The organism is Alistipes sp. 56_sp_Nov_56_25, from assembly GCF_001915285.1.
GTDB classification, from domain to species: domain Bacteria; phylum Bacteroidota; class Bacteroidia; order Bacteroidales; family Rikenellaceae; genus Alistipes; species Alistipes shahii.
On record NZ_MNQF01000062.1, the window covers coordinates 157,937 to 169,325 of the forward strand.

At 57.0% G+C, this 11,389-nt stretch carries 8 protein-coding genes; 2 read left to right on the top strand and 6 right to left on the bottom strand.

What is annotated here, in order from left to right:
• Positions 1–102: 102 nt before the first annotated feature.
• The 5 genes from BHV64_RS10475 to BHV64_RS10495 all read right to left on the bottom strand — a co-directional run bounded on the left by BHV64_RS10475 (position 103) and on the right by BHV64_RS10495 (position 7,879).
• Positions 103–1,116 (bottom strand): branched-chain amino acid aminotransferase, encoded by a 1,014-nt coding sequence (locus tag BHV64_RS10475; RefSeq protein ID WP_044054252.1) that lies wholly within the window; start codon positions 1,114–1,116, stop codon positions 103–105.
• Positions 1,117–1,162: 46 nt separating this feature from the next.
• Positions 1,163–3,205, bottom strand: coding sequence for a methionine--tRNA ligase (metG, locus tag BHV64_RS10480; RefSeq protein ID WP_022062160.1), 2,043 nt, complete (start codon positions 3,203–3,205; stop codon positions 1,163–1,165).
• A 154-nt stretch (positions 3,206–3,359) separates the two neighbouring features.
• Complete coding sequence (locus BHV64_RS10485) at positions 3,360–5,456, bottom strand: S46 family peptidase (protein ID WP_195579245.1); 2,097 nt, start codon at positions 5,454–5,456, stop codon at positions 3,360–3,362.
• A 39-nt stretch (positions 5,457–5,495) separates the two neighbouring features.
• On the bottom strand, positions 5,496–6,437 hold the full coding sequence (gene nadA, locus BHV64_RS10490; RefSeq protein ID WP_217726937.1) for a quinolinate synthase NadA: 942 nt from the start codon (positions 6,435–6,437) through the stop codon (positions 5,496–5,498).
• A gap of 389 nt (positions 6,438–6,826) precedes the next feature.
• A complete protein-coding gene (locus BHV64_RS10495; RefSeq protein WP_217726938.1) occupies positions 6,827–7,879 on the bottom strand; it encodes an Mrp/NBP35 family ATP-binding protein in 1,053 nt (350 codons plus the stop codon).
• Between the two features lie 255 nt (positions 7,880–8,134).
• On the opposite strand from BHV64_RS10495, the gene sppA reads away from it, so the two are divergent.
• Complete coding sequence (gene sppA / locus BHV64_RS10500) at positions 8,135–9,901, top strand: signal peptide peptidase SppA (protein WP_015546903.1); 1,767 nt, start codon at positions 8,135–8,137, stop codon at positions 9,899–9,901.
• A 52-nt stretch (positions 9,902–9,953) separates the two neighbouring features.
• Here the strand turns inward: sppA and BHV64_RS10505 are convergent, their stop codons facing one another.
• A complete protein-coding gene (locus BHV64_RS10505) occupies positions 9,954–10,832 on the bottom strand; it encodes an AraC family transcriptional regulator (RefSeq protein ID WP_022062165.1) in 879 nt (292 codons plus the stop codon).
• A gap of 94 nt (positions 10,833–10,926) precedes the next feature.
• On the opposite strand from BHV64_RS10505, the gene BHV64_RS10510 reads away from it, so the two are divergent.
• A complete protein-coding gene (locus tag BHV64_RS10510) occupies positions 10,927–11,364 on the top strand; it encodes a 6-pyruvoyl trahydropterin synthase family protein (protein WP_118406381.1) in 438 nt (145 codons plus the stop codon).
• The last annotated feature ends 25 nt before the right edge of the window (positions 11,365–11,389 follow it).

Below are 11,389 nucleotides of genomic sequence, written 5' to 3' on the forward strand. Positions count from 1 at the left end.
GGAACAAGCGCAAGAAAAACACACCGGATACCCACACAAAACAACCAATATTAAAAAGCCACTCCTTCGGGAGTGGCTTTTTAATATCAATATTTCGCTATTTTACAGCACAACCGTACACCAGTCGTATTTATCCTCCGCACGACCATACTGAATATCCTGCAAGCGCGTATAGAGTTCCATGCAGTTCTTTCCTACCTCGTCGCCGTAATCATACGATTTTTCGGTCTGCATATCGTAAATATATCCGATAGGGGAGATAACCGCTGCCGTTCCGCAGGCGCCGCACTCCTCGAAAGATTCCAACTCCTCGACCGGAATATGACGCTCCTCAACAACCAAACCCATATCGCGTGCAATCTGACGAAGGCTCATGTTGGTAATCGACGGCAAAACCGAAGGCGACTTCGGCGTGATATACTTGCCATCCTTGATACCGAAGAAATTGGCAGCTCCGCACTCTTCAATGTATTTATGCTCGGCAGCATCGAGGTACATGATATTCGAATAACCCATTTCATGTCCCTTTTCACCCGACAACAGGCTGGCCGCATAGTTGCCTCCGACCTTCACATCGCCTGTTCCACGTGGAGCAGCGCGGTCCTGCTCCCGGTCGATAGCAACCCGAATCGGTTTGATTCCCGATTTGAAATAGGCTCCGACGGGCGAACAGTAGACGATCAGCAGGGCTTCCCTGGCCGGTTTCACGCCCAATCCGACCGTCGTTCCGAACATCACCGGACGCAGATAGAGCGAAGCTCCCGTACCGTAGGGAGGAACGAAACGCTCGTTGCGCTTGACGACCTCGATGCAGGCATCGACGATCATTTCAATCGAAGGAACCGGCAAGCACAAGCGTTTCGCCGAGGACTGGAGACGCCGCGCATTGTCGGCAACGCGGAAAAGACGCACTTTCCCGTCTACACCGCGGAAGGCCTTGAGACCCTCGAAAAGTTCGATGCCGTAGTGCAGGCATGAAGCCGACATATGCATCTGGATATATTCGTCATCGGTAACCACCATATCGCTCCATTTCCCGTCGGCAAAGGAGTAGCGAACATTGTAATCGGTTTTGCGATAGTCGAAGCCCAAAGCGCTCCAATCTGTATTTTCCATATCCTATGTTTTTAAAAGATTTATCGAAAATTAGCTATATCAACGATCAACCCACAACAGCCCCGTTGTGGGTCGCCTCGCCGGGTTGCAGCAGGCGCAGTTTTCCGGAAGCATCCTCCGCCATCAGAATCATACCGTTCGAAAGAATACCCTTCAGTTCGCGCGGAGCGAGATTCACCAGGACGAGCACCTGCTGTCCGACCAACTCTTCGGGCGTGAAATGTTCGGCGATTCCCGAAACTATCTCGCGTTTGTCGATACCCGTATCAATCGTCAGTTTCAGCAATTTCTTCGTTTTGGCGACTTTTTCGGCCGCCAGAATCGTCGAAACGCGAATATCCATTTTCTGAAAATCATCGAATTGAATCGTATCTTTTTGAGGTTCAACATTTTGAGCAACTTCAGCGGCTTCATTGGCTGCTTTGGTCGCCGCAAGTTTATCCAGCTGACGCTGAATCACGTCGTCCTCGATCTTTTCGAACAGCAGAGCAGGTTCCCCGATGGCGTGTCCCGCCGGAATCAGGTCCATTGCACCGAGGCGTTCCCAGCCGAATTTACCGACAGCCAGCATCCGGAGGATCTTCTCCGCGGAGAAGGGCATGAACGGCTCGATGGCGATGGCCGTGTTGGCCGTGATCTGCAAAGCGATGTTGAGAATCGTCTCCACACGCGCCGGATCGGTCTTCACGACCTTCCACGGTTCGGTGTCGGCCAGGTATTTGTTGCCGATGCGCGCGATGTTCATGGCGTCCTTCAGCGCCTCGCGGAAACGGTAATTTTCGATATTTCCTTCGAGCGAAGCCTTTACGGCGGCAACCTCCGCGATCGACTGACGATCGTAATCGGTCAGTTCACCGCATGCCGGAACCTTGCCGCCGTAGTATTTCTGGGTCAGCACCAGCGCCCGGTTGACGAAATTTCCCAGCACAGCCACCAGTTCGTTGTTGTTGCGGGCCTGGAAATCCTTCCACGTGAAGTCGTTGTCCTTTGTCTCCGGAGCATTGGCGCAGAGCACATAGCGCAGGACATCCTCCTTGCCGGGGAACTCCTCGAGGTACTCGTGCAGCCATACGGCCCAGTTGCGCGAGGTCGAAATCTTGTCGCCTTCGAGGTTCAGGAACTCGTTGGCCGGCACGTTTTCGGGCAGGATATAGTCGCCGTGGGCCTTGAGCATCGACGGGAAGACAATGCAGTGGAAGACGATGTTATCCTTGCCGATAAAGTGGACCATCTTGGTGTCCTCCGACTTCCAATAATGTTCCCAATCGGGCGTAAGGTCCTTTGTAGCAGATATATAACCGATAGGAGCGTCGAACCACACATAGAGCACCTTGCCCTCGGCCCCCTCGACGGGAACCGGGATGCCCCAGTCGAGGTCGCGGCTCACGGCACGCGGCTGAAGACCTCCGTCGAGCCAGCTCTTGCACTGCCCGTAGACGTTCGTTTTCCACTCCTTGTGCCCGTCCAGAATCCATTCGCGGAGGAATTCCTCGTAACGGTCCAGCGGCAGGTACCAGTGTTTCGTCTCCCGCTTCACGGGTACGGAACCCGACACGGCGCTGTGCGGGTCGATCAGTTCGTCGGGCGAAAGGGTAGAGCCGCACTTCTCGCACTGGTCGCCGTAAGCGCGGTCGTTGCCGCACTTGGGACAGGTCCCCACGATATACCGGTCGGCCAGGAAGGTCTGCGCCTCCTCGTCGTAATACTGCATTGATGTCTTTTCGATGAACTTGCCTTCGTCGTAAAGTTTCCGGAAAAAGGCCGACGCCGTCTCGGCGTGGGTCTTGGACGAGGTCCTCGAATAGATGTCGAACGACATGCCCAGCCCCTCGAACGATTTTTTGATCAGCGCGTGGTAACGGTCCACGATCTGCTGGGGCGTCACGCCCTCCTTGCGGGCCTTGATCGTGATGGGTACGCCGTGTTCGTCCGATCCGCAGACCGAAATCACGTCGCGCCCCCGAAGCCGCAGGTAACGCGTATAAATGTCCGAAGGTATGTAAACTCCAGCCAGATGGCCGATATGTACCGGACCGTTCGCATAAGGGAGCGCCGATGTCACGAGGTAGCGTTTGAACTCTTTTGCCATAAATGTAAAATAGATACAGTATTACTAATTTCTGTCAAAATTACTAATTTTTAAGAGAATCGGGAACGAAAAGCACATATTTTGTGAAAGGTTTAAAGAAAAGAAGGCGCACCCGCCGGGCACGCCTTCTCGATCTCACCGGAAAATCCGGCCTTTATTCGAACTGCAATTCGTCGAGCAGCCATCCGGCTCCGGCGAATTTGTCGATAACAAACAGCACGTAACGCACGTCCACGGCAATCGTCCGCTGCAATTCGGGTTCGAACGCCACATCGCCCGACATGGCCTCCCAGTTACCGTCGAATGCCAGTCCCAACAGCGTCCCTTTGGCATTCAGCACCGGGGAACCGGAGTTGCCGCCCGTGATGTCGCAGTCGGCCAGGAACGCCACGGGAAGCTCTCCCCGTTCGTTGGCGTAACGGCCGAAATCCTTCGCCGCATACAACTCCTTGAGGCGGGCGGGAACGGTGAACTCCGTTGGATTCTGCGGATTCTCCTTCTCCATCACGCCCTTGAGCGTCGTATAGTAGTTATAGTGAATGCCGTCTGCCGGATCGTAGGGCAGCACGCGCCCATAGGTCAGACGGAGTGTGAAATTGGCGTCCGAAGCCCAGGCCTTGTTCGGCTGCATGCGCATCAGCCCCGCAATGTAGAGCCGCTGTCCGTCGGCGAATTTCCGCTTCCCGGCCAGCTGCGCCGCCGCCAGTTCCCGCATTTTCGCCGTATAGGATTTGTTCAGCAGCACGGCGGGATCGTTCGAAACGTCCGTTCCGGCGGCGGCCGCAGCCAGCGCCTTCCGCTCGTCGGCGAACACCGAATTGTCGTAGAGATAATCCACATAGGCGTCCGTATCGCCGCCGAACCGCTTGCCGATCACCTCGGCGAACACCGAAGGCAGCTCCTTGCAGTTCTCCCCGACGATCCGGAACATCCGCTTCGCCACGCGCCGGTCGGTCGGCATGTTGTAGTCCTTGTAGAACGCTTTCAGCGCCTCGGTCAGCTCCCCGCCCTTCTTCGAAACGGCCAGGCGCGCCGGTGCGAGAATCTCCACCGAACGGCCTATCGCCTCGCTCAAGTACTGGCTCGAAGCGAAATAGGGGGCCGTCTCCTCCACCGATTCGCGGATCAGGTTCAGAGCGTTCGAATAACCTTCCGTAGGCAGCGTGTTCTTCGCCGCCCAGGCGGTGAAAGCCGCCTCCTGCTCCTGCTTGCGGCCCTTCACGTCGAGCCGGCGGATACCGCGCGACTTGCCGATCGAGTTCTTCCAGTAGTTCGACGACTGGGCGTACTTCGAAGCGTACTGAATGCGGACCTTGGCGCTGGCGGCCATGTCCTCCTTCAGAATGGCCTGCCGCTCGCCGCGGATGAAGATGCGCTGCGGGTTTTCCACTTCGAGCAGACGGTCGATCTCGTAGGAGGTCATGTAACGCTGCGTCGACCCCGGGAAACCCATGATCATCGCGAAATCCCCCTCGTCGTAACCGCCGAGCGAAATCTTCAGGAACTTTTCAGCCTTGTAAGGGCGGTTTTCGGGCGAATAATCCGCCGGCCTGTTGTCCGGTCCGGCATAGACGCGAAAGACCGAGAAATCGCCCGTATGACGCGGCCACATCCAATTGTCGGTGTCGCCGCCGAACTTGCCGATCGACGTGGGAGGCGCACCGACCAGGCGGACGTCCCTGAAGACCTCGATCACGAAGGCGAAATACTGGTTGCCCCCGAAAAAGGACTTGATCTCGACATCCATACCGGGGTTCTCCCCGGCGAGGCGTTCCGAAACGGCCTTCACCTGTCCGGCGACCAGCTCTTCCCGCTCCCCGCCGCCGGCGATGTCGGGCACGGCGCCCAGCACGTCCGGCGTCACATCGACGATCCGGCGGATAAAGCGCACCTTGAGTCCCGGAGCCGGCAGCTCTTCGGCGCGCGACATGGCCCAGAAACCGTTTTTGAGGTAGTCGTGCTCCACGGACGAAAGCGACTGGATCGACCCGTAACCGCAGTGGTGATTGGTGAACAGCAGTCCGTCGGGCGAAACGATCTCACCCGTGCATCCGCCGCCGAAAATGACGATGGCGTCCTTGAGCGAAGAGTTGTTCATGCTGTAAATCTCCTCGGCCGAGAGTTTGCATCCGCGGGCCTTCATGTCCTTGCTGTTCATTTTCTGGAGATAGGGCAGCATCCACATGCCCTCGTCCGCCGCCGCCGAGAGCGTGACGCACGCTGCGGCGAGCAGTAAAAAGATTTTCTTCATAAAGTGCATTAAAGATTAATCGTATGTAATCGCTTCAGATTATTTGACATTGATCATATTCAGAATGGACCGCTCCGCCGCCCGGCGCACCTCGTCGTCGAGCACGATCTCGGGCGATTCGTTCTCAAGGCACGCGCAGATGTTCTCCAGCGTCACCATCTTCATATACTTGCAGTCGTTGCATCCGCACGTCTCGTCGTCGGGAGGCGCCGGGATGAACTCTTTTTCCGGATAACGCCTCTTCATCTCGGCGAGGATTCCCGCCTCGGTCACCACGATGAACTCCTGCGCGTCGCTCCGGCCGCAATATTCGAGTATCCCCGCCGTGGAACCCACATAGTCGGCCACTTCGACGATATAGGCCCGGCACTCGGGGTGCACGACGACCTTCGCCGCCGGATGCTCCCGTTTGAGCGTCAGCAGTTTTTCGAGCGAAAACTCCTCGTGGACGTGGCACGCTCCGTCCCACAGCACCATGTTCCGACGCCCGGTGAGCTTCTGGATATAGGAACCCAGATTGCGGTCGGGAGCGAAAATCACGGGCTGGTCGGCGGGAATCGACTCCACGACCTTCAGCGCGTTGGACGACGTGCAACAGATGTCGGTCAGCGCCTTCACGCCGACCGTGGTGTTCACATAGGAGACGACCGTGTGACCGGGATGCGCGGCCTTGAAAGCCGCGAATTCCCCGGCGTCGCACGACTCGGCCAGCGAGCACCCCGCCTCGGGACAGGGGATCAGCACCTTCTTTTCGGGGCAGAGGACCTTGGCGGTCTCGGCCATGAAGTGCACTCCGGCGAAGAGGATGATGTCGGCGTCGACCGACTGCGCCCGGACGGAGAGGGCGAGCGAGTCGCCCAGAAAATCGGCGACGGCCTGCACCTCGGGCGTCGTATAGTAGTGCGCCAGGATCACGGCGTTTTTCTCGCGCTTGAGATCCCCGATGCGGCGGCTGAGCTCGGAGGAGTTTTCCACGTTCATTTTTTATTTTTATTCCTTTAATTAATTTAAATAATAAAAAGAAGAATAGATATAATAGCTGTTGATACTGTTGACAAGTGGAAGTGTTATTTTCCAATCAACACTTTTTATTTTCATTGTTTCTTATTTCAAATTTTAATTGATTCAAAATCAAAAGAATATAAAAACAATCGACAATTGTTGAAACAGTTTGTCGACATATCGACAGCCTTTTGTTTTAAGCATTCTCTTCCGGTTTCATCCCTTTTCCGGGTATGACAACTTCTTAAAACTATTTTTGGTTTCGGCGAAAAGATTTTTATACCCGTTCTCTTTTTCGAAAAGCAAATTTTTCAGCTTCGACTTTTCATTCTTTTTCATCGGTTATCAACGCGGTTTTCGACAAGTTGTCAACCGTTTTTCATCACTTTGCCGACAATCTTTTCGGCGATCCCGCGGTAGTGTTCCTCGACGCGGGAATCAATTCCCGCTGCCGGCGTCCCTGCGTCTGCTCCGTCCATAATCGACTGGATGATAGGTATTTCTCCCAGGAACTCCACCCCGTTTTTTTCGGCGTATGCGCGTGCCCCGCCGCGGCCGAAGATGTAGTAGCGGTTTTCGGGCAGTTCGGCGGGCGTGAACCACGCCATGTTCTCGACGATGCCCGCCACGGGGATGTTGACGTTTTCGTTGCGGAACATCTCCACGCCGCGCACGACGTCGGCCACGGCGATCTGCTGCGGCGTCGAGACAATCACCGCGGCGTCGATTTTCAGTTCGCCAATGATCGACAGATGCACGTCGCCCGTGCCGGGAGGGAGGTCCGTGAGCAGGAAGTCCAGCGTCCCCCACCGGGTCTGGTGAATCATCTGTTTGAGGGCGCTGACAGCCATTGCGCCGCGCCACAGCAGCGCGTCGGTGGGTTTGATGAAGAAGCCGATCGACATGAGCTTTACGTCCATTGATTCGGCCGGGACGATGTGGTCCACCCCGTCCTCGGCGACGGCTTCGGGCATGTACCCTTCCACGCCGAACATTTTGGGCTGCGACGGTCCGTAGATGTCCGCATCGAGGACGCCGACGCGGAAACCCATGTTCCGCAGGGCGATGGCCAGGTTGGCCGTGACGGTGGACTTGCCTACCCCACCCTTGCCCGAGGCGACGGCGATTACCCTGGCGATGCCGCCTGTGGTGGTCTTCAATTTGGGTTCGGGACGCGGAGCCGCCCCGCCCTCCTTGATCACGACGAGCACCTCCGCGCCCGGAAACGCCTCGCGCAAAAGCGATTCGGCCTGGTTCTTGATCTTCACGGCGAACGGGTCGCGGGCCTTGGCGAAGCGCAGCACGACGGTGACTTTGCCTTCGGCGGACGCCGTATGTTCGATAAATCCGCTCGAAACGATGTCCTGTCCGGTTTCCGGGTGGACGACCGATGCGAGCAGGCGTTTGATTTTTTCTTCCATTGTCGTATTCAGTTTCTTTTCGGCAAAAATATGAAAAAGCGGAACGGGCTTAAAACCGAATCGCATGGGGTTCGGTAAAACGCTCCGGCAGATAAAAGTGTCGTTACGCCACCAAAGATAACGTATATTTTGGAGAATATATATAGTATGTCTAATTATTTTATCGAAAAACGATAAATTTTATTTGTTTTTCGTATAAAATCGCTATATTTGCGACAACATACGGAAGAAGACAACAATAAAATAGAGCGAACTATGAATTTTATCAAGACTTTTCTGGCAGGGCTTCTCGCGGTCGTCGTGGGGACGTTCCTGGTGTTTTTCCTTTGGATTTTCATTTTGCTGGGCATTGCCGGCTCGATGGAGAAAAGTGTGGCGGTGCATCCCGAGTCGATCCTGAAGATCGACTTCTCGGAGGTGCTGACCGACGCCCCGTCGTCCGATCCGCTGGCGGGTCTCGACCTGATGACGCTCCAGACCCAGCGGCAGCTTCCGCTCCTGAAGGCGCTCCGCGCCCTCGAAGCCGCGCGTGACGACGACCGCATCAAGGGCATCTACCTGCGGATGAACGGCACGGGGGGCGTAACCGGTTCGGCGATCCTGGAGGAGCTGCGCGAGGCGCTCGTGGAGTTCAAGCAGAGCGGCAAATTCATCGTCGCCTACAACGAAACCTATTCGCAGGGCGGCTATTACCTGGCTTCGGTCGCCGACAAGATCTACATGCAGCCCGAGGGCATGATGGAGTGGGCCGGACTGTCGATGAACCTGATGTTCTACAAGGGGCTGCTGGACAAACTCGACCTCAAGGCCGAAGTGTTCCGCCCCACGGCCTGCAAATACAAGAGCGCCGTCGAACCTTATATCTATGACAAGATGTCCGACGCCAACCGCGAACAGATGCAGCAGCTCGTCAGCTCGATGTGGGGCGTCATCGCCGAAAGCGTCGCCGAGGCGCGCGGCATCGAACTGAAGACGCTGAACGAAATGGCCGACAGACTGGAGGTGGCGCTTCCCGACGAGGCGCTTGAAAAAGGGCTTGTCGACAGTCTGATCTACGAGGACCAGATGGAGGATGTCTTTGCCGAACTGGGCGTTTCCGACGATTACGACTTCGTCACGCTGGGCGACTACGCCGCGCAGGTGGGCGCCGACCTGAAAAACATCTCCGCCGACCAGGTGGCCGTCGTCTATGCCGACGGTCAGATCGTCGACGGCGAGGGGTACGGCAAGGAGATTTACGGCAATACGCTGGCTGCGAAGATCGCCGGCGTGCGCGACAACGAGAAGGTGAAGGCCGTCGTGCTGCGCGTCAACTCCCCCGGCGGAAGCGCGCTGGCATCGGACGTCATCTGGCGCGAGATCGAACTGCTGCGTGCCGAGAAACCCGTCATCGTGTCGATGGGCTCCTATGCAGCCAGCGGCGGTTATTACATCTCCTGCCCTGCCGATGCGATCGTGGCCGACAAGATGACCCTCACGGGTTCGATTGGCGTGTTCGGCATGTTCCTCGATACGCGCGACGCCCTGAAAAACAAACTGGGCATCACCGTCGACGGCGTGAAGAGCAACGCTTCGGCCGATTTCGCGGCCACGTCGCCGCTGACGCCCTTGCAGCGGGCGATGATCATGCGCGGTGTCGACCGGGTTTACACCACCTTCACCAACCATGTGGCCGAGGGGCGCAATCTTCCGATCGGGAAGGTGCTCGACATCGCCGGCGGCCGTGTCTGGTTGGGTAAGGATGCGCTGGAAGTCGGCCTGATCGACACCTACGGCGGATTGAAAACGGCCATTGCGCTGGCCGTAGACAAGGCGGAACTGGGCGACGGCTACCGGGTCGTCGAAGTGAAGGAGGAGCCGACGGGTTTCGCTGCGATCATCGCTTCGCTGAACGTGAGCGTCCGCGAAGCTTTCGCCCGTTCGGAACTGGGACTGATGATGAAAGAGTACAACACCGTGCGCGAGGCCCTGAACCAGCAGGGCGTCCTGATGTACTCGCCCTGGAAGGTCGAAGTGCGTTGATCCGCACGTATCGTGAAAAAGAGGCGTCTCCGGATGAAGGGGGCGCCTCTTTTCAGTTCGTCGTATCCGGCGTGAGCGGCGAGGTTTTGAACCGGCTGCGGTAGTCGCTGGGCGTGGTTCCGAGGTGGGCGCGGAACAGATGGTTGAAATTCGAGACGTTGGTGAATCCGCAGCGGGGGCCTATTTCCGAAATGGGGAGCTGCGTCTCGACGATGAGCTGCGCGGCCCGGTTGATGCGGAAGCTGTTGATGTATTCCCACAGGTTCTGGTGCGTGCGGCGTTTGAAGTAGCGGCACACCGACGACGGGGACATGTCCACCGAACGGCCGATCTCCTCCAGCGAGAGTTTGCGGGAATAGCTCTCCTCCACGAACCGGACGATTCGGCGCACCCGGTCGTCCTGGTAGGAACCGTCGTGACGCGAACCGATCTGCTGCACCTCGTCGGGCGGCGCTGTGGCAAGGTCGTTGAGGATGCTGAAAAAGAGCGAGACGGCTTCGAAGCCGTCGAGTTTGGGCAGCGATATCATCCGTTCGAGCACGGTGTCGATCGTTTTCGGGGCGAATCGCAGTCCGGCCGCAGGGCGGAGCAGCATTTCGCGGATGGGACGCATGTGTTCGAGCGAGAGGAACTTCCAGTCGGGCATCTCGCGGCTGAACATGACCGTGGCGGTTTCGCACTTGGCGTCGGCATACGCCGCGTCGCGCTTGAAACGGTGCGGGGTTCCGGGATTGATGAGCACGAGGTCCTTTTCGGTGAAATCTTCGACCGCGTCGTCCATGATGCGCTGGCCGCGCACGTGGAGCGTCAGGCAGAGCATGTAATCTTCGTGGTAATGGAGCGGAGGATCGGTCTGCTTGTCGGGCCAGTAGTGGGTCACGAATAAATTGTTGCTGCCCATAGGAGTAATATCGGCGAGAATCTGCTTCATAGTTGGGCAAATATAACTAATTTTAAAGAGAAACGTCCGATCGGGGTGAATATTTTGCGCTTTACATTATCTTTGCAATATGGCAGTTATCAGATTGACTAAAGAATTTTCGTTCGAGGCGGCTCATGCGCTCGACGGATACGACGGTCCGTGCCGCGAGATTCACGGGCACTCCTACCGTCTGTTTGTAACGGTTAAGGGTACTCCGGCCGAAGATGCGTCCAACCCGAAATGCGGCATGGTGCTGGATTTCGGCGTACTGAAACGGATCGTCAGCGAGGAGATCGTCTCGCATTTCGACCATGCGCTGGTGCTGCGCGCCTCGGAATCCGGGGAGGAATTTTTCCGCGTGCTCGCCGAACGCTTCGGCAATGTGGTTACGGTGGGCTACCAGCCGACGTGCGAGAACATGCTCGGCGATTTCGCCGCCCGCATCGCCGCGCGCCTTCCCGAAGGCGTCGCGCTCCACTCGCTGCGCCTGCACGAGACGGCGACATCGTTCGCCGAGTGGTTCGCCGAGGACAATATGTAAGAAGACAAGCAGGGATTCCGGATGC

Coding starts and splice junctions, on each gene's coding strand:
- BHV64_RS10475 (WP_044054252.1), bottom strand. CDS start 1,116: ATGGAAAATACAGATTGGAGCGCTTTGGGCTTCGACTATCGCAAAACC.
- metG (WP_022062160.1), bottom strand. CDS start 3,205: ATGGCAAAAGAGTTCAAACGCTACCTCGTGACATCGGCGCTCCCTTAT.
- BHV64_RS10485 (WP_195579245.1), bottom strand. CDS start 5,456: ATGAAGAAAATCTTTTTACTGCTCGCCGCAGCGTGCGTCACGCTCTCG.
- nadA (WP_217726937.1), bottom strand. CDS start 6,437: ATGAACGTGGAAAACTCCTCCGAGCTCAGCCGCCGCATCGGGGATCTC.
- BHV64_RS10495 (WP_217726938.1), bottom strand. CDS start 7,879: ATGGAAGAAAAAATCAAACGCCTGCTCGCATCGGTCGTCCACCCGGAA.
- sppA (WP_015546903.1), top strand. CDS start 8,135: ATGAATTTTATCAAGACTTTTCTGGCAGGGCTTCTCGCGGTCGTCGTG.
- BHV64_RS10505 (WP_022062165.1), bottom strand. CDS start 10,832: ATGAAGCAGATTCTCGCCGATATTACTCCTATGGGCAGCAACAATTTA.